The organism is Nanhaiella sioensis (assembly GCF_046557775.1).
GTDB lineage: Bacteria > Bacillota > Bacilli > Bacillales > SM2101 > Nanhaiella > Nanhaiella sioensis.
The window spans coordinates 1,867,043-1,887,910 of record NZ_JBKAEG010000001.1 but is presented as its reverse complement, the minus strand read 5'-3'; the positions used below and the strand labels follow the sequence as shown (position 1 = coordinate 1,887,910).

Genomic DNA, 20,868 nt, shown 5'->3' with positions numbered 1-20,868 from the left:
AATGACAATGGGGAGTCATGTGGAGGTCTGCTGCACATGAATGTAAGGTTCCACACAAAATGAGGTGTGAGTCTTAACCCCTTTATACAATATTTAAGATAAAGGGGAGACATCTATGAAAAAGGGAAAAGTGTATATAGTAGGAGCTGGTCCAGGAGACCCTAAACTTATTACTTTACGTGGATTAGAGTGTATTCAAGAGGCAGATGTGATTGCTTATGATCGCTTAATTAGTAATGAGCTTTTAAAGCATGCAAAAGATGGTGCAGAATTGATTTTTTGCGGCAAGCTTCCTGGCAAGCATGAACTAATTCAAGAGCAAATAAATGAACTTCTCGTTGAAAAAGCACTTGAAGGGAAAGTTGTAACTCGTTTGAAAGGCGGAGATCCTTTCGTCTTTGGTAGGGGTGGAGAAGAGGCAGAAGTGTTAGCCACAAATGACATTCCTTACGAGGTTGTTCCAGGGATTACATCTGGTATTGCGGCACCTGCTTATGCTGGAATTCCTGTTACTCACAGAGATCATGCATCATCATTTGCGATTGTAACTGGCCATGGTCGAGAAAGCAAAGGACAAGACATGATTAACTGGCAGGCGCTTGCTCAAGGAATTGATACGATTGCATTTTATATGGGTGTAGGTAATCTTAAACATATTTGTACACAATTAATAAATAACGGGAAAGATCCTTCAACACCGGTTGCCATGATTGAATGGGGAACAACAGCGGAACAAAGAACAGTAACTGGAGAATTACATTCGATTTTTGAAATCTCTCAAAAAGAGAATATTACTCACCCAGCTGTTGTACTCGTTGGTAATGTCGTTGGTATGAGAGAAAAAATTAAGTGGTTTGAAGCTATTAAATAATAGTGTTGTCTGCAGTCACTAGCTTTGTATATAACTTCTTGTGAATACAGTAATAAATACAAATTTTCATATGTAGTTAGAAGCCCCATAAACAGTCGTTTATGGGGCTTCGTATGTTCATTAAAAAAGTTTTAAGTTATGTTTAAAACTTTTATGCTGTCGATTTCGTTTAAGTTTATAGGTAAATACTAGTGATAAGTGAGGGTGTGAAAATTAGCGTGAAAATGAATAAAAAGTCTTTTATATATATTAGCATTGTCTTAATAGTAATCTTTTTTAGCTACTCTGTTTACACGAATGAAAATAACAATCAAACGTTAGTACAAGAATGTAAAGATAGGGGGATGTATCCTGAATATGAAAGAGGTTTTTTAACTTTTTCTTCTTCTGTTTCTTGTTTAGATAGGCTATCAAAATAAACTATAAATATTTGAAGTATTTCTATCGTAAAAACATATAATAAGAAGGCCAATTTCTCATTTAAATCTTGAGAGGTTGGTCTTTTGTTTTTACTTAATTATTTGCAGAACTTACATCATTTATTTCAAATAACAATTAACATCCTATTATTTACAATTATCTTTTTAAAACTTTTTTTATTATCATTTCGTTTAACTAACCGAGGTAACAAATACGAAGGACTAGTATACTACTAAAGTCATTTTTATCTGCACTGCAACATTGGTCAATATAAAGTTTGAAAGGTGTTTCACTTGAATTTAACAATTGAAAATATCTAACAGGTTTGGAGATAATTTTGCAGTAAATGATGTTTCATTTGAGTTATTAACACCGAACCTTGAAAATTTCTATTTATTCGAACAGGAGGCAGTACGATGAAACAACTAGTGAAATTTGAATTATATAAAATATTTAGACAAAAAGGGATATACATTTCGATGATACTTATGCTTCTCCTTTTTGGTATGATCATGTTTAACGAATCGAGAATCCCTAATAATTTAGATACTTCTGCTGTAGATATTAAGGAGGAACTGCAAGTAGTTGTAAAAAAGTGGGAGGGAAAGATAACAGAACAGAAGATAGAAGATGCCTCGGAAATTTCACAATCTCTTGAGGCCAAAGTACAGCAAAAATATGATGAAAATTACAGTGGAGTAATGACGGAATTAACATCAGAAGAAGTTGCTGAATACTTTATCTTAAATAGAATAAGTATTGCAAGATCATATTTAGAAGATTATAAGATCACTCTGAAAGAATTCGATGATAAATTAAATACATTAAATAAAGGTGATTTTTCTTATAAGGAAGCATTGTTAGAAAAGGAAATGTTAGAAAATTTGGTTGTAGATACTTTTAACTATAATGAAGGACCAAAAAATACAATTGGTTTCGCCAGTGATTATGCAGCTTATTTTACAGGATTAATTATGCTAGTTGGACTAGCTTCAGTTTTTGTAAATGAAACAAGTACTGGAATGGACCAATTGATATACAGCACACGCCATGGACGCAAAATAATTGTTACAGCAAAAATAATTGCTGCAACGGTTTTGATCTTAGTTATTACAATGTCATGGGTTATTTTTGATGTGTTAATGAACACATACATTTATGGAACTAGTGGATGGAGTTCATCTATACAAAATTTAGGATATCCACAATCACCTTATAGCCTAACGGGTCTAGAGTATTTTGGTATTCAAATCGGTGCTCACATACTCTCTGCATGTGCTTTTATGGCTTTTATATTCGCGGTGTCTGCAGTATCGAAAAATGTACTCGTATCTTTTATTATTAGTGCAATAGTCTTCATCTTGCCATCTATCTCTATGCCGACTCCATTATGGGAATATGTGAAGAAGTATAGCTTTGGAAGTTTTATGTCTGCTTCAGAATTTATAAACCCATTTCATGCAATAAATGTTGTAGGAGTTCCAATATTAGATCCCATTGTTCACTATCCACTCGTTGCACTACTAGGAATCATTTTCACTATTGTAGTTTACAACACGATTCGAAGAAAACAAGTTGCATAAGGAAATGGTCACAAAATAATGATTATGTAACTGGAAAACCAGCTAATGATTACGAGATTAGCTGGTTTTAGTTGTCCAATTATGAATGGGATAAGCTATTCTTCCTTAACATGATTGGTATCTTCTTGTGCTTTATGAATAATTCCGCTAATGCCAGCTGCAAGTTTTGAATCAACTATTTCAGCATCTTCAATATGCATGAGAATCGTTTCATTAATTTCATCAAAAACAAACTTAGTGTCATTTATTTGCTGAATGACCTCTTTAGAAAAGGCTGTTTGTTCATTAATTGCTTGAAGTACGTTATTGACTTCTTCTTGTTCTTGTTCCATTATTAGTAAATTATTGTTTATCTTTGAAGTTGTTTCAGCACTTAGTTCAATTCCTTTATCAACTAAAGAGGAGCTCTTTGTCGTTTCATTTAAAGCACTACTTATCTCGCCTTGTATATGACTCGTAAGTTCAGCAATGTTTTTAGTACTTAACGCTGTGCTTTCAGCTAGTTTTCTAACTTCTTCTGCCACGACAGCGAAGCCTTTACCTTGTTCACCAGCACGTGCTGCTTCTATAGATGCATTTAACGCAAGTAAATTTGTTTGATCGGCAATATCGTTTATGACATTGACGATATTTTCAATTTCTTTAGATCGAATACCAAGCTGTGTCATACTCTCAGAAGCATTATTCGTCTGTTCTCCCAATTGTTTAATTAGAGCTTCTACTTCAATTACTGAATCTCTACCTATTTTTGACTGCTCGACCATTTTGGTTGTTGAGGCAATAAGTGATTCGCCTTTATCGATAACAGATGTAGAGATATCGTTGGATTGAATGCTTAAATTTTGAACTTGTTCAAAACGGCTTTTTATTGTTTTTACTAAAGAATCTAATACCTGATGTTGATCATTCACCACTTGATGCTGATCAACCGTCGCAACCAAGTCTGTTTGTAATTGTGTTAGAAACTCATTTGTCATCAATTCTCGTTGTTGTTTTTCTAATTCTAGCATTCTTACTTTTTCTTCAAGTTCATCTATGTGTTTTTGTAAATCTTTTGTCTTTTTCGTTTTTATTAACATATCGGTGTGCCTCCTGAGCTTTTTTCCTACTAAGTTATATTTTGTCATATTATGTGTGATTTTGTCGAGATTAAGAGAACATGTAATTTTAATTTAAATGATTTTGCATGAAGGGAATATTTATAAATTGGAGAAAATGTCATAAAGAAGTAGTGATGAATAAGCTAACATGAAAATTGAACTTGTAAAACATTTTATGAAAGAGCAAGAGGGTTCAGGTTCACCATCAATCGAGTTTACGGTAATTATTACAGTCAATGCTAGTGAGGACAACGAAATAATCAAGCTAATTGAATGATGTAATTAGCTAATAAGCTTATAATGATATGAATTAAAACAGAGAGTAGCAAATTCACTAGGGGAGCTGTGGTGGAACTCTTTAGAGTCAAGAAGGGGTTTGGCAACCTGGTTAGAGGAATAATAGGGTTTATCGATGAGTTTAGCACATACCGATTTGGAGGCTAACGATCACTCAAAAGGGAACTTTGGCAAAGAGTTTAACTCTAATGAAGTGATGAGAGCTAAACTCTTGATCTTCCCCTGCATACCTTTTGGGAGATTTTTTATAGTTAAAACAAATCTCGTAAACTTATTTTTTATTAAAAATGGACGATTGATGAGTTTTACATGAGCTCAATAATTGTAAAGGTAGCAAGATGCAAGAACGCTAGTCGTATACTATACCTTAGAATAAAAAAGCAACAATTAATTTGAACTTATTTTTATGGAGTGAACTGAATTTCCTATATTTGTTAAATGATCTTCGTTCTTAAATACAACACATGCATTTTCGTCAATCCCATAGCCAAATGGAATGGAAGTCTGATTCAAAGCACTATGCAAATATGGTTCCTGCTTGTCCTCTGTATAATGTACACTGATAAGGATATTGGAAAGTAGACCAATACCTTTAATCATTTCAATCTCCTTAGTTTTAGATTCGTCAGGTGAGATAAAACTTTCTGTTAATGAAATGAGTGCACCAGCAGAACAGGCTGCGACAGGAACGCCATTGTAATAATGTTCTTTTATTAGCTGTTTTATTGGTGACTTTGTGTATTGTTTATGGTATTCGTATGTACTTCCACCACCTATGAAAATCCCCGTAGATTGAGTTAATGTATTTGTAGCTTGATCGTAATCTAGTTGATTATTTTCGTCTGGCATAATGACAGAATAGCTATTAATACCTATCTCCTCCCAAGTCTGAACGTAGAACGGTAAGTATTCTTTCCACTTAGGAGAATAAGTGATCAATAATGCAATATGAGCTTTTTTGCCCCCACATTTTTGAACAAACGTTTGATTAGCTTGTAATAATGAAGGGTTTCCACCAAATAAAAATAAATATCTATCTTTCATTATATTTTCACTCCGAGCTGGGTGTGTTTTTTACTAGGCTATTTACGTAAATTTTGTTGCGTAAACAACCTTTTACTAAGACTCTTTTCGTAGACTTTGTTGCTATTGAGATTAATTTAAGACAGCAATATTTTAAATGAGAAAAGGTGCCACGAGTACGAACAGTCTTTATTAAATAAGATATTTTTTTCTGTAGAGAAAAATATCAATTAAACATCCAAATAAATGTTGCTTCATCTATCGTAACATAGCCATATCATCCTATGGCTACTTACTCTAAAGGTATATGTCGTTTAAATCGCCAAGGATTTTTTTCATTTCTATCATTAGTTCCTCTGGTCCTTCAACTCGCGCGTGTTTACCTAAACTAATAAAAAAAGAAGCGTAATATTCTAGATCAGGTTTGGTGATTTGAGTATATAAGCGACCGATGCCATCTTGTTCTACGACAATACTCTGTTCTAAGAATGGGTCGTTTTTACAAATTTTCACACCTTCACGACTAAGCTTTACTTTGAGTGAAACCTTTTCAGGCTCTTTCCCCATATATGACCAATTGTGAATGTTGAACTTACTTAAGTTCACACCCTCATGTTCTTCAACGATGGTTGCATTTATCATGCGATCAGCTCTAAATAAGCGTGTATCTTCTCTCTTGAAGCAATAGGCAGGACAGTACCAATGCCCGTTTTGTGAAAAAACACCAACTGGCTGAATTGTTCTAGTTGATTTTCCTTTAATTGAATCATAGGTAATTTGAACAACCTGTTGATTAATGGAAGCATCTAGTAGTAATTGTAAGCAAGGAGATGACTGCTGTCTTTGTTGTGTATAAAAGACAAAACGTTGTTCCATTTCCTCAATTCGTTTTTTAACATCACTCGTTAAGTAATGATGAAACTTGTTTAATGCAGATTTAGCATCTGTTTCAAAGGGAAGATCGTTATAGTATTGGAGTGACTGGTTTGCAAAGAACATTGCAATCGCTTCATTTTCTGTAAAGGCAATTGGAGGAAGAATGCGTTCTTTGATAATTTTGTATCCTCCTCCTGCACCAACTTCTGAATATAGTGGGACACCTAGCTCTTGTAGATCAAGTAAGTCCCGTTGAATTGTACGAAGTGATACGCCAAATTCATCTGCTAACTCCTTTGCAGTAAATACCCGCTTGGAGTTAATGACCATCATTAATTCGACTAACCTCTTCGATTTATTCATTTAATACAGCCCCCTGATTAGTCCCGCCTTTATATGCTTAATATATCATATTAATACGTCAATAATTGTCGTAATTATAAGATAAGATCTAAATGAAGGGAGATAAATATATGTATTATATAGTAGCAAGGAGTCATAAAACGAATTATCCCAAGCCTATTACTTTGATGAAGGGTCAGGCAATTATTGTAAGTGAAAAAAGAGAGGGATATTGGATCTATTGTAAAACTACAGACGAGGCAATGGAAGGATGGGTTCCAGAAAGCCTTATTAAAATTGATGGAAACACAGCATTTGCCTCGGAAAATTATACAGCAAGGGAACTAAATATAGACGTAAATGAAAAGGTTATTGGAATAAAAGAACTTTATGGCTGGTTATGGTGCCGTAACGTTAGCAATGATGAAGAGGGTTGGGTGCCAATTGATCATCTAAAACCAATAGTTTAAAAAACTATTAGTCTGTTGGATTCGTACAAAGTGCTACTCTCATATTAATTTTCACATAAGTCGTGGCATCTTTTCATCTTAAACACGAGAAAATCGAGATTAGTTAGTGAACATAGTAGCAAAGTTAAGTAAACAACTTCTTAAAAGCTTGTTATTAATAATGGGTCTAAAGTTAAAATCCTTATATGTCTATCTGCACATAGTCACAACGTGCCTTCATGTGGAGTGTCTCCAGTGTTTGTCTCGGATAACTTAAATGAGGGGTCTTTGCTTACGGCTTAAGATGAATAAGGGAATTAATCTTAATGTTAATATTTATTGTTTTTTCACGTTATTTTGAGTAACTGATATGTATTATGTAATTAGTCTTTGGAGAAAAAGGTGCCCTAAATATTAGTTTGCCACTTTTAGAGATATGAAGCTAATAAATAATTTGGAAAAATATAATAAATACGACATTAGATGTCGCTATTATTAACTAAGATGAAAGTGTAAAAGAAAAGGAGGAATAAATAATGAATAATAAAACGAATGAAATGAAGCTTGAACCGACAATTAAAGAGATGGACGAGATGGTGGTTGTAGGACTAGAATGTCGTACTTCAATGACTGAAATGCAAAAAAATAATCCGATTCATGGTTTATGGATGGATTTTATGTCTTTGGAAAATAGTATTCCTTTCCGAAAAGACAATAATGTGACGTATGGCGTTTGCTATGATGAAAATAAAGAAACAGGTGAATTTGTTTACGCTGCCGCTGTTGAAGTAGAAAAGGTGGATCAATTGTCAGATAAGCTAGTGACAAAAACAATTCCTGCGCAACGTTATTTAGTCTTTACTCATAAAGGGCTAATTAGTGAGCTTGGTAAAACATTTGGCTATATTTTTGAAGCTTGGCTGCCGCAATCTAATTATGAAGTCGTTAGCTCAGCTTCATTTGAGTTATATGGTGAGAGATTTCTTGGGCCGGATAATGATCAATCGGAGACAGATATTTACATCCCGATAAAATAGCAACATTTGTATGAAGTAATGATCATGAAAAAATATATGTTGTTTATCTTACTAATAAACAAGTAGAGCTGATGATTGCACAGCTCATCATTGCCCATGTTGACTATTTAAAGAAGCTAAAAATAGATGGAGTCTTATTATTTTGTGGTCCTCGTATTGATGGTACTGCTTTAATGGTTATTAAAGCTCGCTTCAAATAGAAAAAAAATATGTAGAAGAAGACCCGTTTTCAAAAGAAGATTACTATTTGAAGTTGATGAGGCAAATGCGCACAATAACTTTCTGTTAAATGATGTGTTCGCAAATTTGTCTTCAAAGAGATCGGGATCAAGTACATTTGATATCGATGAATCAGCTGAAGGTTTGTAATTGTCAATATCAATTATAGAGTTAAGGGGCTTTAAGCCCTTAATAGCCGAAGATCTACAACAAGGGTGACTCACATAAAGATAACTAATTTGAGTCACCCTTATGCTATGAAAGGAAGGTTATAATATGAAAACAGAAACTATCAATGAGCGCATCAACAGTTTTGAAGAGTTTATTCATTTTGTAGAATCCTTACGGAATATGGAGAATGGGAAGTGGGAGCTGCCGATTGCTGAGGGAAAGTGGACTGTGAGAGACATCATTGCTCATATTATGCTTTGGGACAAATATTTTCTTGAGAATGCTATACGTAAGATAAAATTACAACAACCTTTAACTAGTCGTCATGTTAATTTTGATGAATTTAATAATAATGCGGTTCAATATGGGAAGACTAAAGATAAAGATACACTTATTAGTGAGACAATAAGTTATCGTCGAGAAATTATTGATCATTTAACTTCCATACCACGTGAAAACTATGAAAACAAGTATGTAGATGAAGACGGGAATCATTTTACTATCAAAAGCTATCTCGATGGCTTTATCCCCCATGATAGCCACCATAAATCTCAAATTGAACAATATTTAAATAAACCATAATTAATATCTCTGTATAAATGAGGTAATACTGTAAAACACCTATTGTTAGATCACACTTATAATATTTAGATAGAGGAGGCTTTTTGATGTCTAACACACTTACAAAAAGTAATGTTATAGCAAGAGAAGGTTTTGATTTCGTAGGCAATTGTACAAGAACAACTAATAAAGTTGAAATGACAGCAGATAGACGAATCCCTAAACTATGGGACGATTTTTACAAAAATGAAGTTTTAGAAGCTATTACTCATAAGAAGAATTCGAATGTATTAGCAATCTATACTGATTACGAGACAAATGAACATGGTGCTTATACATTTGCATTAGGAGCACAAGTCAGGGACAACAATCTAGTGCCGAATGGGATGGAATCAATACAAATTCCTGATCAAAAATATATTGTATTTACAACTCGAAAAGGTCCTTTACCGGGAGTAATCATAGAGGCTTGGGAGGAAATTTGGAAATGGTCGGAGAAGCGTGAAAGAGCTTATGGAGCTGACTTTGAACTATACGACGAAAGAGCAATGGACCCAAATAATGGTCAGGTTGATATTTATATATCTGTGAAATGAACTACAAAACACTTAACTAGTATTGAAGAGGGAAACTAAAAGCTTACGTAACTAGCAGTTAAGAAGTTGCTCTTTATAAAATAAGACTTGTACGTACATTCCCACGTTCTCTACTTTAGCTTGGTCTTCAGACCTTTGGTGAGCGTGGGTGAAATCCTACAACACACCTTCATAGCTTCAGTTCTGAATGAGTAATCTGTAATGATAGGCTGAAGTAAATATTTATTCTCCTTTTATACATCTGTGCACTCCGTATTGTTTCCGATTTAAATTGAGGTTAAAATGACAAAAAAATGATAAAATATGGTAACCTAATATATATAGGAATTTATTAGTACTAGTATTTTCAAACGAGAGGTATAGATAATGATATTGTTAGAACATGAAATATAACAACTTTGTTGCTATCCTAGAGGACCTCCTCCCTAAATTGTAATACTGTTAAATTTCGAAAATTTAGGAGGAGAAATAATGGTGGCAGTAAAATTTGAAGAATATATAAACGACGTGAATGAGAATTTTTCGGGTTGGGATTTTTCCTTTATAACTGGAACTGGGCGAATGAAAAGCAATCTACTTTCCTGGTCTTATGGAAGCATGGCTAGACAATTAATAAAGCATGCAAATTCTATGTTAGATATGGGCACAGGTGGTGGAGAATTTTTGTCAAAGCTTCAACCATTTCCTGAGACAGTTTATGCTACAGAAGGGTACAAACCAAATATTCCGATCGCAAAAAAACATTTAGAGCCTATAGGAGTTAAAGTGGTTTCAGTTGAAGAAGATTCCAATTTGCCATTTAACGATAATCAGTTTAATGTCATTTTAAATCAACATGAATCTTATGGTCCTGAAGAAGTTAGAAGAATAATAAATTCTAATGGGGTATTTTTAACTCAACAAGTCGGTGGCTTGGATTGTTTAGGGATTAATGAAGCGCTAGGGTCTTCGGTAAATAATGAATTTAAAGACTGGAATCTGACTACGGCAATGAGTGACTTGGTGAACAATCATTTTGAAATTTTGTATTGTAAAGAAGAATTTCCAACACAGCGTTTTTTTGATATAGGTGCCCTTATGTATTACTTAAAAGCAGTACTGTGGCAAGTACCAGATTTTAGTGTGGAACAATACTATGAAAATTTATACACCATTCATAAACATATACAATCTGAAGGTTTTTTTGATGTAAACCAGCATAGATTTGTCATTAAAGCTCTTGCAAAATAAAAAATATAAGTTTAATAGTATATTTGCTGTTACACAAGGTCTTCTTAATAAGAAGACCTTGTTATATATTCAGAAACTCCTTCAACAAAGGGTAGTGTACAGGGAGCATAATAAATAAAGGAATGTAATAATCATTCTACAGAGGAAGGTAATGAATGTTAACTAGAGCTTATAAAGTATGGAAGGCTGATCTTGAGAATTTTTTGCTAAGATTAACTGGAGGGCAGCATCAAAACTCCTTAGAAATTGCACATCCAGCTACAGAAGATGAAATAAAGACTATAGAGCAACAATTGGGGAAACTTATTCCACTGGATTTTCGGCATGTATTGCTTCATTTTTCTAAACACCTTCACTTTTATTGGTTTTTGAATAATATAACCTATCCAATAACACAACAATCAAATTACATTGATAAGACCTTCTTTAATATGGGGAATGTAGACCAACGTATTATTGATTGTGGAGGGATATTTGACAGTCCATTGTGGTCCATACAAAACCTTTTAAGCTATGAAAATGACAGAGAGACATACGAGTTTTTAGATGACGATGATGCATTCGAAAAAAAATATTGGGAAAATTGTTTACTGTTTACATCGTTTGGAAATGGTAGTTACTTAGGAATTGATCTAAAGTATAATGTTGGTGAAATTATCTATTTAACGACTAGTTATCATATGCATGGCTTAAGGTTAGGTGGAAATTTCTATAAGTTTTTTAATAACTGGATAAAACTAGGTTGTGCAGGACATTGGGGAGAAGATTTTTACTTATTTAGTACAAAAGATAAGCCATATGTAAATGAACAATCTGTAAATGCTACTGGATGGAAAAAATGGATAGGTATCATTTAAGAAGCTATTAAGGAGTTGAGCTAAATGGCAGTATCATTAGATCCGGTTTTGCAAGAACAAAAGCACGTATTAAAAAATCTCTATTCACTCTACCTACATGATTTATCAAAATTTACTTCTAGTTTAAATATTACTAGTGACGGAATATTTGAGATGGAGGAGTTGAATATATTTTGGGATACAGCTGGGTTTTCTCCATTTTTTATAAAACAAGATGAAATGACTATTGGTTTCGTTTTACTTTTAGAGAGGCCTTTTTTAAAAGGACAATACGATTACTGTATTAATGACATCTTTATACTTAATAAATATAGGGGAAAAGGAGATGGAATAAATGTAGTAAAAGAGCTTTTTGAGCAGAAGAAAGGGAAGTATTATGTAATTGAGCTTGTTAGCAATGAATCAGCTGTATCTTTTTGGAAGGGTATTTATAACAAGATGAATATTAAATATGAAAACAGCAGAGATTTGATAGATGATGAGGAATGTTTTGTTCAAACTTTTCAAGTTTAAGAAAATACTTGTTAAGTTCAGATAGGGCAAAAGTCTTGAAAAAATTATTATTAATATTTTCAGAATATAAATCTTTTATGGTTATAACCTTAAATTTGGTATTTTACTACTTAAATAGTAGTGTTTTTTTTGTTTATATTGACGGAATTTTTGTATTTTTATAAAATTTATTCATAGGTTTATACATTTCGGCCGAGATGTATTTTTATTTTTTTGCTTTAATATAACTATTTCTATGAGAAAACTATACTTTCGAACATAAAAACTAGAATACAAAGAGGTGTAAGGATGAAAAATAAGAAAAAATTAATGACTACTGTATTAGCAAGTTCATTAGCATTAGGCACTTTTGTTGCGCCTACGGTAAGCTATGTATCAGCAAAGTCTATTAATCAAGTAGAAAAGGCCGCTGAAAAGGTAAACTGGAGTGAGAAAGTTAATGCACCTGAATTCATTTCTGGTAAATTGACAGAACCTTCTAATAATAATTCAGAAGATATACTTTTTAGCTATATTGATAGTAAGAAAGATATTTTTAAAATTGATGCTGTAGCGAAGAATTCGTTTATCGTTAAAGAAAGTAAGAAGGATGATTTAGGCTACACGTTTATCCGTTTGCAACAAGTATTTAAAGGTACGCCAGTATTTGGTGCTACGTTGACAGCACATATTGATCAAGATGGTGTTTTGACAGCAATTTCTGGAACCGCACTTCCAGAGCTAGAAAAAAAGAATTCATTAAAAAAAGAGCAAAAAGTAGCTAAAAAAGACGCGGTTGCGATAGCGGAAGAGAACTTATTAGCATCCTTAGCTGACGCACCTGAATACGAAAAAAACCCGAAGGCAGAACTAGTCATCTATTCTGATGGTGAGATTGCTAACTATGCATATGCAGTAAACTTCCTTTTCTTTTATCCTGAGTTAGGAAACGTTGATTATTTTGTAGATGCTGTTACAGGTGAAGTGTTAGCGAAGCATAATAATATTCATACTGCAGAAGATTCTGTTGGAACTGGTGTAGGTGTGTTGGGGGATCAAAAGTCTTTAAATACTTCTTTTGATGGAACTGCATACTCATTAATTGATAATACCCGCGGTAATGGAATCTTTACCTATGATGCTGAAAATAAAATTAATGACAAAAACTATAGAGCAAAGCTCCCTGGTAGTCTTTGGGTAGATACTGATAATTTATTCACAGATAGTTATGACAGCGCCGCAGTTGATGCCCATTATTATGCAGGTATCACTTATGATTATTTTAAAGATGTCTTTGGAAGAGACAGCTATGATGGAAACGGTGCACCAATAAAATCGACAGTACATTTTGGTAGAAATTATAATAACGCTGCTTGGGTAGGCACCCAAATGATTTATGGAGATGGTGATGGAAGGCAATTCCTACCTCTATCAGGGTCACTTGATGTAGTTGGACATGAGTTGACACATGCAGTAACGGATTTTAGTGCAAATTTAATTTATCAAAATGAGTCTGGCGCAATTAATGAATCAATGTCAGATGTATTTGGAACATTAGTCGAATACCATGTAGGCTTGAACCCTGATTGGGATATGGGTGAAGATGTTTATACTCCAGGGGTAGATGGGGATGCATTACGTTCAATGTCAGACCCTACTAAATATGGTGATCCAGATCATTATGCAGACAGATATACTGGTACAGGGGATAATGGTGGTGTTCACATTAATAGTGGTATTGCTAACAAGGCGGCATATTTAATAAGTGAAGGTGGAACACACAGCGGAACGACAGTTACAGGTATTGGGAAAGATAAGCTCGGTCAAATTTATTATCGAGCGCTTACACAGTATTTAACTGAATCATCTACATTTAGTCAGTTACGTTCATCTTTAATCCAATCTGCTACTGACTTGTATGGAGATAATGGTTCTGAAGTTGCAGCAATATCAGCAGCATTTGATGCAGTAGGAGTACAATAAATTATAAGTTGAGGCTCATTTCGAAAACTTCGTTGCTATTGTCAGTAATAAAAACGGTTTAAACGATTGACATCGTTTTTCTGCAGAAAAGATACTAAGAACGATGGTGATGTACGTATTTATTACTCGATTCGAAAAACAACAATTAATACGAAAACAGCCTAAATAACAAATAGAGGATAGCTTAAAAGGGTAGGGCTATATGTCCAACAACTTCTTAAGTATCCTCTTTTTTGTGTGTAATATCCTCGTTATATCGTTTTATTAGTGGGGGGCATATTGTGCTTTTTATAAATAGCATATGAACCTAATAGCATAACGAGAAGTATCATGCCTAGGACGATAAAAAATGTGATTAGTAGTACTTTTGGTGTTAAGAAAATAAGAGGAAGCATGAGTATTCCTCCCACGAAGAGAACTTTTGCTAGAAAAAATCGAATGTTATTCCATGATTCATTTATAGCTGAATTTAATGGTGACACATTGTCAGTGTTCATTTTAAATTGTTGAATGACATTTCCAGTTACGATAAAAATGAACGCTAAACATAAAGGTAATAGGAATAAAATGTTAACTTCATACCCTAAACCGTTTACGACCACTCCGATATAAACAGCAAAAACAATAAGCATCACTACCATTAAAATCTTTTCAACGTTTTGTTGAAATCTTCTGTATTGAGATTTTTTTTGTAAAACCCATGAACTAATAATAGCTGACATATAAACGGTGATGACAGATATTATTAAGCCAAACATGACATTGATTGTTGAAGTATAACTACTTGGTGTTCCAAAATTGTTAAATTTATTAGGTAGCTGTTCTGGTAAATATGGGTAAAGTAAAAAACTTGATCCAATTACCACAATAACGACAACTCTTGTAATCCATTTACTCATCGTTTAATCCTCCTTGTTTTGAAATTGTAAAACCCATTTCATTAAATCTTGAAAGACAGTCGTGTTAAGTGAATAAATAATGTACTGGCCCTTTCGTTCATCCCATACTAGGTCTGCTTGCTTTAACAAATGCAAATGACGTGAAATGCTTGGCTTAGTCATATTAAAATGTTCAGCAATCTCTCCGGCTGTTAAGTCTTTGTTTTTTAGTAAATCTAAAATTTTTCGGCGGGTAGGATCAGACAAAGCTTTGAAGGCCAAATTTAGAGACATAGAAGTTCCCCCAAGATTGGTTTTTATTTTAACATTTAACTAATTAGCTAAATGTTAATTTAAATTCTACTGTAATTGGATTTATTTGTCAACGTAAAATAGAAAAAATTTACTTTTTGTAAAGGGTGAATAAACAGATAGGCTTAAATGAATCATGAATCAAAGCTACAAAATTTAATAGCATAATAGCTTTGATCCAGGACAGATTTAGAGGACCGTTCATATGGATTTTATAATGTTGTTGTCTCTTTATCGTGGATTATCGTGCCACATTGAAAGCCCTCGCATATTTTCTTCATAGAGCCTACTTGATCAAAATTAAATATGTGTACAGGTAGATGGTGGTCTCTTGCTAACAGCAATGCGGATTGGTCCATTACTTTAATGTCTTTTTTGACGATATCATTGTAGTTTAATGTGCGGAACATTTTAGCTTGTGGATTGGCGTTCGGATCTGAATCAAAAACGCCTGAAGTACCTTGCTTTGCTACTAGTATGGCATCACTATTCATCTCAATAGCTCTTTGTACACTCGGATAATCGGTCGTAACAAACGGTTGGCCGTTTCCACCTCCAAAAATAATAATATAACCTTTATTTAAATGCTGGAGTGCGCGCAACCTTATATATGGCTCAGCAACCGATGTTACAGGAATAGATGTCATAACCCTCACTTCTTTGTTCGTAGTCGATGTCAGAACTCCACGTAGCATTAGACTATTAATAATTGTTCCTAATGTTCCTATATTATCTGCTTCCACACGGTCAATTCCCCACACATCAGCTAAGTGACCACGGAAGATGTTTCCTCCACCAATCACAATGGATACCTCAATGCCCATATTTACAATACTTAATACTTCTTTAGCAATATGATTTAATTTTTCAATGGAAAAGTTTTCACCATTATTATCGCTAAGTGCTCCTCCACTTAATTTTAATAGTACTCTATTGTAATTGTTCAACTCATCAATCCCCCAATATAAATAATATAGCTTGATTCTTTAAAGAGCACATCTACGTTAGAATTTTAAGTTGTAATTATGGTGATCCAGTTAATACGGTTTTCTAAGTCATTCAATTTAAACTTAAAGTTTTTCCAATTAATATTTGTTCCACAAAAGGAAGCCCTCCGTTAATAATCGATTTAATAGTTTCTTCTGACATTTGTCCACCATCTTTACTAGCAGTTACTAACATCACTCCAGAATTGGTACTGTCAGCCATTATTTTAATAAATTCAACTTTCGTAATGAGAGCCTCTTGAATATATGATGGAAAAACCAATGAGAAATAATAATCTTCATCTGTATAATTATTAATTTCAAATTGGAATTCCAGCTGTATTCGGTCATCGAACTCTGTTACTTTACTTTCTGTTTTTATGATTTCATAAGGTTTTTCTTCACCACAAGCTGTGAGAACAATACTAATTAAAAGAATTAATGGAAACAACAGGTGAATAGTCCTGTGCAAAACAATTTCTCCTCCCGAAATTAGTTTCTGAAACCTATGTTTTTGAAAAACTTCGTTTTAATGACGACGTGATGATTAATGTTGATAATCGTAGGGGGCATAGCTTAGTCATTTTGCTAGGTGTTCTTCGTGGAGATTATTTCCGGTTTTCGTAAATTAGGTTGCTATTGTTATCAAATTAGTACGATAAAAAGTGGTTATATAATGTTATGCATCGTTGTCCAGAAGAAAAGGAGCCACGAACGTTAGTTGTGTAGGTGTTCTTTTTTAATACGAAAAACAACAATCAATGCGAAAACAGCCTTAGAGAAAGAAAGGTTCCCAAAACGTTCATAGCTCTTATTACAAGGTTGTCTTTGTGTTTTTCGTACAAATAAGTAAACAGGGATCAAGCTATTGTTTCTTGCATCTAGTTTTCTATATATGATGATAATCACATAAGACTTCTTTTTTACTGGAGTAATTTTGTATTAATAACAACAAAGTTTACAAAAAGCAACTCTACGCGAAAACAGCCTTGTGTATTTAGCTCAAACTGTCTAAATTATACTATTTATGAAACGTATGTCAATATTTAGTCATCAACTAACTATTAATATTAAACATGGCAATATGAAATCGGAATCAGATAAACTGTAATTTAACGCTTAATGAATATATGACTACGATAAATTAAAATTAATTTTATAAAATTAAAACTGTCAAAGTTACTTAGCAAATGCATGAATGCATTTATGGAAGAGGTATACAAGAAAAAATGTGAAATCGTTAATAGTGGGTGACAATATAGAAACAAGTACATATACATAACAATGGCAAAGGGTTAATTAAGGGAGGACAAATGTAGAGATATACAATATATATATCAAAATGCAGTGGTGTAAGCTTGTACATGAGTATTTGAGTAATATGGAAAAGTATATTAGCAAATTTCTTTAGATGTTTTTCGTTAACTATGTTGCCTTTTTCACTAATATGATAATTTTTTGAGAAATTAATAACTGGTAGAAAAGATGCCACAAACGTTATATATATACGAGTTTATAACTAAGAACGAAAAGTAACATTCAATGCGAAAACACCCCTAATTTATGATAAAGCTATGTAATTTTATGAAGGGTTATATGAAATAATGAGTTGACGTATTTATATAAGCATTCTATTATATAAGCATATATTTATATTCTTATGATAACTAAGTTATGAAACTGAAAAAGTGATACACTTTGAATGATCTAGCTTAGAACAACAAATCGTTTAAACAAGAAAAAGTTCATACGTATTTCTCAGGATGAAAATAAAGCAACCTTTACTAAAGGGGGAGGACAAAATAGAATTACCTCATATTGAAATTGAGCATATGGCTAAGCAGATGAAATTGTTAGGTGATAAGACCCGCTTATCAATCATTGCACTTCTTTATCATGATGAATTTTGCGTATGTGAATTCGTAGATATTTTTGGAATGAGTCAGCCCGCAGTTAGTCAGCATTTGAGGAAATTAAAAGATAGTGGCCTTGTGAAAGAAAATCGAAAAAGTCAATGGATGATTTATTCTTTAAATACTGATAGTCAATACTATCCATTGATTCAAGATATAATGAAGTTCTTGCCCGATCAACTCGAAAAAATTAAAGAGCTTGAAAACAAGGGGTTACGCATATCATGTAAGTAGCCAAAAATGCATAGTAAAGGTAGTTGAAATATGAGAAAGAAGTTAATTTCAGAGTATTTAGGGACGTATTTTTTAGTATTTGCTGGGACAGGTGCCATCATCATTAATAGCATTACAAATAGTTTGACACATATAGGCATTGCGATTACGTTTGGGTTAGTAGTGATGGCATTAATTTATACGTTTGGGCACGTTTCTGGAGCACATTTTAATCCTGCTGTTACTGCTGCATTTATAGTTAATGGTGATATTGACTTACGAGAAGGGTTATACTATATCATTATTCAATTTCTCGCTGGGATCAGTGCGAGTGCATCGCTCTTATTGTTATTTGGGGATGTGGCTAATTTAGGTGCCACGCTTCCACATGGTTCAGCAACTCAATCTTTCTTATTAGAAATTATTTTAACCTTTTTTCTTATGATGGTTATCTTTGGATCTGCAATACATGGCAAGGCTGTCAAATCCTTTGCAGGTATTGCGATTGGAGCGACTGTTGGACTCGAGGCGATGTTTGCAGGTCCTATTAGTGGAGCCTCGATGAACCCTGCACGCTCTCTCGGTCCTGCATTAATTTCGGGAACATTTGATCATCTATGGGTTTATATCATTGCTACCACAATTGGAGCAATCGCTGCTGCAGTAGTATACAAAACAATTCACGAATAAAAGGAGATAATACAATGACTAAAAAAAAGATCTACTTCTTATGTACTGGTAATTCATGTCGTAGCCAAATGGCTGAAGGTTGGGGTAAAAAATATTTAAGTGACGAATGGGATGTATATAGCGCTGGCCTTGAAGCACACGGTTTAAATCCAAATGCGGTGAAGGCGATGAATGAAGTTGGGATAGATATTTCTGAACAAACATCTGATGTCATCGATACAGAGATTTTACATTCCGCTGATTTAGTCGTTACACTATGTGGTCATGCTGATGAGCATTGTCCAGTTACACCTCCTCAAGTAAAACGTGTTCACTGGGGCTTTGATGACCCTGCAAAAGCGGAAGGGTCAGAAGCAGAAAGATGGGCATTTTTCCAACGTGTCCGTGATGAAATAGGTGAAAGAATAAAACAATTCTCAGACGAAGGAAGATAAAAAAGCAGAGGGTCAGTCACCCACCACTTTAAAGCGGTGGGCGACTGACCTCTATTTTTAATTTCTTTAAGCCATATACGACGGGACTAATTATAGGTTCTATTGACATATCATCTGCAAAATTCATTTCTGGAAAATGCCTAATTAATTTAGTTAAAGCTATTCTTGCTTCCATACGTGCAAGAGGTGCACCTAAACAAAAGTGTACACCTTTTCCAAATGCTAGGTGAGGGTTTGATGAACGGTCTAGTAGGAACTGGTCAGCTTGAGGAAATTTAGTTTCATCTCGATTGGCTGAACCAATATGTGCAACAACATAATCACCTGCTTTTAACAATTGTCCATGAAGTTCGATGTCTTGTTTAACGATCCGTTCCATTGCTTGAACAGGGGATCTGTATCTTAACACTTCTTCTATCGCAGGTACGAGCAATTGCTCATTTTGTTTTAGTTGTTCAAAAATAGTTCGATCGTCAAGAAAACAATAAACTGCATTTGTAATAAGGTTCGTTGTAGTCTCATTTCCAGCAACGAGCAATAATATACAAAAACCAATCAATTCATTTTGTGTTAATTTCTTGCCATCAACTTCAGCTTGAAGAAGTATTGAAATAATGTCATCTGAGAAATTGTTTCGTTTATGGTTAATCATTTCTGCGAAGAAGCTCGTAAGGTCATTTATAGTTGAGGCATATTTTTCTTGCGCTGCCTTAATGGCTTCCTCTGACGTATCAGAAACCCCTTCAACGATATTATCCGACCATTCTTTAAATAAATGTAGTTCTTCAGTGGGAACACCCAGTATATTTGCAATAATAATAACAGGCAAAGGCATTGAAAATTCGTTGACGAGGTCAAAAGAATGCTTTCCATGTAAGTCTTCAATTAGCATATTTGAAATCCGTTCAATTTTCGACTCCCATGATTGCATTGCTTTAGGAGTGAATGATTTATTAACTAAATCTCTCATTTGTTTATGTCTAGGTGGATCGATAAAAAGTATACTTTCTCCGAAAGGGTCATTATCCTGCCCCTGATATCGAGCTGAAGAAAAATATTTATAATTACTTAATATAAAGCTTACATCATCATATTTAAACGCATCCCAATAGTTATACTCTGTATGTAAATGAATAGGATGATCTTTCCTCATTTTTTTGTACCATTCAAATGGCTCCCATTTTGTATACATCAAATGCTCAGTATCATTATTACCAATAACATTATCCAACTCAACACGCACCCTTCACTTTAAAATGGAAAATCTAAATATAATTATTCAAGTTAGAACTGTTATATACCTTCCTTCAAACAGTAATTCTTCAAGGGCAATAT

The 20,868-nt window shown here is 33.7% G+C and carries 22 protein-coding genes; 14 read left to right on the top strand and 8 right to left on the bottom strand.

Features of this window, described 5'->3' with window-relative positions; translation table 11 throughout:
* The first annotated feature begins 115 nt into the window (after positions 1-115).
* A complete protein-coding gene (gene cobA / locus V1503_RS08775; RefSeq protein ID WP_320259348.1) occupies positions 116-871 on the top strand; it encodes a uroporphyrinogen-III C-methyltransferase in 756 nt (251 codons plus the stop codon).
* Between the two features lie 836 nt (positions 872-1,707).
* A complete protein-coding gene (locus V1503_RS08770) occupies positions 1,708-2,874 on the top strand; it encodes an ABC transporter permease (protein ID WP_410626332.1) in 1,167 nt (388 codons plus the stop codon).
* 95 nt (positions 2,875-2,969) lie between these two features.
* Here V1503_RS08770 and V1503_RS25175 read toward each other — a convergent pair whose 3' ends face one another.
* Positions 2,970-3,953 carry a methyl-accepting chemotaxis protein gene (locus V1503_RS25175; RefSeq protein ID WP_496113363.1) on the bottom strand — a complete coding sequence of 328 codons (984 nt, stop codon included), beginning with the start codon at positions 3,951-3,953 and terminating at the stop codon, positions 2,970-2,972.
* 169 nt (positions 3,954-4,122) lie between these two features.
* Here V1503_RS25175 and V1503_RS08760 point away from each other — a divergent pair, with 169 nt between their 5' ends.
* Positions 4,123-4,251 carry a hypothetical protein gene (locus tag V1503_RS08760; RefSeq protein ID WP_410626330.1) on the top strand — a complete coding sequence of 43 codons (129 nt, stop codon included), beginning with the start codon at positions 4,123-4,125 and terminating at the stop codon, positions 4,249-4,251.
* A 407-nt stretch (positions 4,252-4,658) separates the two neighbouring features.
* On the opposite strand, the gene V1503_RS08755 is transcribed toward V1503_RS08760, so the two are convergent.
* Positions 4,659-5,315 (bottom strand): Type 1 glutamine amidotransferase-like domain-containing protein, encoded by a 657-nt coding sequence (locus tag V1503_RS08755; RefSeq protein ID WP_410626328.1) that lies wholly within the window; start codon positions 5,313-5,315, stop codon positions 4,659-4,661.
* A 276-nt stretch (positions 5,316-5,591) separates the two neighbouring features.
* Positions 5,592-6,533 carry a helix-turn-helix transcriptional regulator gene (locus V1503_RS08750; protein ID WP_410626326.1) on the bottom strand — a complete coding sequence of 314 codons (942 nt, stop codon included), beginning with the start codon at positions 6,531-6,533 and terminating at the stop codon, positions 5,592-5,594.
* A gap of 110 nt (positions 6,534-6,643) precedes the next feature.
* Between V1503_RS08750 and V1503_RS08745 the strand changes: the two genes are divergently transcribed.
* The 8 genes from V1503_RS08745 (at position 6,644) to V1503_RS08710 (ending at position 14,107) form a co-directional block, all read left to right on the top strand.
* Complete coding sequence (locus V1503_RS08745; protein ID WP_410626324.1) at positions 6,644-6,982, top strand: SH3 domain-containing protein; 339 nt, start codon at positions 6,644-6,646, stop codon at positions 6,980-6,982.
* Between the two features lie 515 nt (positions 6,983-7,497).
* On the top strand, positions 7,498-7,998 hold the full coding sequence (locus V1503_RS08740) for a GyrI-like domain-containing protein (protein ID WP_410626322.1): 501 nt from the start codon (positions 7,498-7,500) through the stop codon (positions 7,996-7,998).
* A gap of 495 nt (positions 7,999-8,493) precedes the next feature.
* Positions 8,494-8,970 (top strand): DinB family protein, encoded by a 477-nt coding sequence (locus V1503_RS08735; RefSeq protein WP_410626320.1) that lies wholly within the window; start codon positions 8,494-8,496, stop codon positions 8,968-8,970.
* Between the two features lie 86 nt (positions 8,971-9,056).
* Positions 9,057-9,545 (top strand): GyrI-like domain-containing protein, encoded by a 489-nt coding sequence (locus tag V1503_RS08730; protein ID WP_410626318.1) that lies wholly within the window; start codon positions 9,057-9,059, stop codon positions 9,543-9,545.
* Between the two features lie 471 nt (positions 9,546-10,016).
* On the top strand, positions 10,017-10,775 hold the full coding sequence (locus tag V1503_RS08725; protein ID WP_410626316.1) for a methyltransferase domain-containing protein: 759 nt from the start codon (positions 10,017-10,019) through the stop codon (positions 10,773-10,775).
* 155 nt (positions 10,776-10,930) lie between these two features.
* Positions 10,931-11,632 carry an SMI1/KNR4 family protein gene (locus tag V1503_RS08720; RefSeq protein WP_410626314.1) on the top strand — a complete coding sequence of 234 codons (702 nt, stop codon included), beginning with the start codon at positions 10,931-10,933 and terminating at the stop codon, positions 11,630-11,632.
* Positions 11,633-11,656: 24 nt separating this feature from the next.
* On the top strand, positions 11,657-12,145 hold the full coding sequence (locus V1503_RS08715; protein ID WP_410626312.1) for a GNAT family N-acetyltransferase: 489 nt from the start codon (positions 11,657-11,659) through the stop codon (positions 12,143-12,145).
* A gap of 288 nt (positions 12,146-12,433) precedes the next feature.
* Positions 12,434-14,107, top strand: coding sequence for a M4 family metallopeptidase (locus V1503_RS08710; protein ID WP_410626310.1), 1,674 nt, complete (start codon positions 12,434-12,436; stop codon positions 14,105-14,107).
* A 251-nt stretch (positions 14,108-14,358) separates the two neighbouring features.
* On the opposite strand, the gene V1503_RS08705 is transcribed toward V1503_RS08710, so the two are convergent.
* The 4 genes from V1503_RS08705 to V1503_RS08690 form a co-directional block, all read right to left on the bottom strand.
* Positions 14,359-15,006: an SdpI family protein gene (locus V1503_RS08705; RefSeq protein ID WP_214484796.1), complete on the bottom strand. Its 648-nt coding sequence runs from the start codon at positions 15,004-15,006 to the stop codon at positions 14,359-14,361.
* Between the two features lie 3 nt (positions 15,007-15,009).
* Positions 15,010-15,279 (bottom strand): autorepressor SdpR family transcription factor, encoded by a 270-nt coding sequence (locus V1503_RS08700; protein WP_410626308.1) that lies wholly within the window; start codon positions 15,277-15,279, stop codon positions 15,010-15,012.
* 230 nt (positions 15,280-15,509) lie between these two features.
* Positions 15,510-16,244 carry a UMP kinase gene (pyrH, locus tag V1503_RS08695; RefSeq protein WP_410626307.1) on the bottom strand — a complete coding sequence of 245 codons (735 nt, stop codon included), beginning with the start codon at positions 16,242-16,244 and terminating at the stop codon, positions 15,510-15,512.
* Between the two features lie 112 nt (positions 16,245-16,356).
* Positions 16,357-16,755, bottom strand: coding sequence for a hypothetical protein (locus V1503_RS08690; RefSeq protein WP_410626305.1), 399 nt, complete (start codon positions 16,753-16,755; stop codon positions 16,357-16,359).
* 1,291 nt (positions 16,756-18,046) lie between these two features.
* On the opposite strand from V1503_RS08690, the gene V1503_RS08685 reads away from it, so the two are divergent.
* The 3 genes from V1503_RS08685 to arsC are packed head-to-tail and all read left to right on the top strand — an operon-like array spanning position 18,047 to position 19,533.
* Positions 18,047-18,430 carry an ArsR/SmtB family transcription factor gene (locus V1503_RS08685; protein ID WP_250886860.1) on the top strand — a complete coding sequence of 128 codons (384 nt, stop codon included), beginning with the start codon at positions 18,047-18,049 and terminating at the stop codon, positions 18,428-18,430.
* A gap of 30 nt (positions 18,431-18,460) precedes the next feature.
* Positions 18,461-19,099 (top strand): aquaporin, encoded by a 639-nt coding sequence (locus tag V1503_RS08680; protein ID WP_214484792.1) that lies wholly within the window; start codon positions 18,461-18,463, stop codon positions 19,097-19,099.
* Between the two features lie 14 nt (positions 19,100-19,113).
* Positions 19,114-19,533 carry an arsenate reductase (thioredoxin) gene (gene arsC, locus V1503_RS08675; protein WP_320210911.1) on the top strand — a complete coding sequence of 140 codons (420 nt, stop codon included), beginning with the start codon at positions 19,114-19,116 and terminating at the stop codon, positions 19,531-19,533.
* A gap of 28 nt (positions 19,534-19,561) precedes the next feature.
* Here the strand turns inward: arsC and V1503_RS08670 are convergent, their stop codons facing one another.
* Entirely contained in the window at positions 19,562-20,764 is a 1,203-nt protein-coding gene (locus tag V1503_RS08670) for a cytochrome P450 (RefSeq protein WP_410626302.1), read from the bottom strand.
* Positions 20,765-20,868: the final 104 nt, after the last annotated feature.

Excerpts from the sequence above, each read along its gene's own strand:
- V1503_RS08710 (WP_410626310.1), top strand. The coding sequence starts at position 12,434 with ATGAAAAATAAGAAAAAATTAATGACTACTGTATTAGCAAGTTCATTA.
- V1503_RS08700 (WP_410626308.1), bottom strand. The coding sequence starts at position 15,279 with ATGTCTCTAAATTTGGCCTTCAAAGCTTTGTCTGATCCTACCCGCCGA.
- V1503_RS08755 (WP_410626328.1), bottom strand. The coding sequence starts at position 5,315 with ATGAAAGATAGATATTTATTTTTATTTGGTGGAAACCCTTCATTATTA.
- V1503_RS08705 (WP_214484796.1), bottom strand. The coding sequence starts at position 15,006 with ATGAGTAAATGGATTACAAGAGTTGTCGTTATTGTGGTAATTGGATCA.
- V1503_RS08725 (WP_410626316.1), top strand. The coding sequence starts at position 10,017 with ATGGTGGCAGTAAAATTTGAAGAATATATAAACGACGTGAATGAGAAT.
- V1503_RS08735 (WP_410626320.1), top strand. The coding sequence starts at position 8,494 with ATGAAAACAGAAACTATCAATGAGCGCATCAACAGTTTTGAAGAGTTT.
- V1503_RS08730 (WP_410626318.1), top strand. The coding sequence starts at position 9,057 with ATGTCTAACACACTTACAAAAAGTAATGTTATAGCAAGAGAAGGTTTT.
- V1503_RS08750 (WP_410626326.1), bottom strand. The coding sequence starts at position 6,533 with ATGAATAAATCGAAGAGGTTAGTCGAATTAATGATGGTCATTAACTCC.
- V1503_RS08715 (WP_410626312.1), top strand. The coding sequence starts at position 11,657 with ATGGCAGTATCATTAGATCCGGTTTTGCAAGAACAAAAGCACGTATTA.
- V1503_RS08720 (WP_410626314.1), top strand. The coding sequence starts at position 10,931 with ATGTTAACTAGAGCTTATAAAGTATGGAAGGCTGATCTTGAGAATTTT.
- V1503_RS08740 (WP_410626322.1), top strand. The coding sequence starts at position 7,498 with ATGAATAATAAAACGAATGAAATGAAGCTTGAACCGACAATTAAAGAG.
- arsC (WP_320210911.1), top strand. The coding sequence starts at position 19,114 with ATGACTAAAAAAAAGATCTACTTCTTATGTACTGGTAATTCATGTCGT.
- V1503_RS08760 (WP_410626330.1), top strand. The coding sequence starts at position 4,123 with ATGAAAATTGAACTTGTAAAACATTTTATGAAAGAGCAAGAGGGTTCA.
- V1503_RS25175 (WP_496113363.1), bottom strand. The coding sequence starts at position 3,953 with ATGTTAATAAAAACGAAAAAGACAAAAGATTTACAAAAACACATAGAT.
- cobA (WP_320259348.1), top strand. The coding sequence starts at position 116 with ATGAAAAAGGGAAAAGTGTATATAGTAGGAGCTGGTCCAGGAGACCCT.
- V1503_RS08770 (WP_410626332.1), top strand. The coding sequence starts at position 1,708 with ATGAAACAACTAGTGAAATTTGAATTATATAAAATATTTAGACAAAAA.
- V1503_RS08745 (WP_410626324.1), top strand. The coding sequence starts at position 6,644 with ATGTATTATATAGTAGCAAGGAGTCATAAAACGAATTATCCCAAGCCT.
- V1503_RS08680 (WP_214484792.1), top strand. The coding sequence starts at position 18,461 with ATGAGAAAGAAGTTAATTTCAGAGTATTTAGGGACGTATTTTTTAGTA.
- V1503_RS08685 (WP_250886860.1), top strand. The coding sequence starts at position 18,047 with ATGAAAATAAAGCAACCTTTACTAAAGGGGGAGGACAAAATAGAATTA.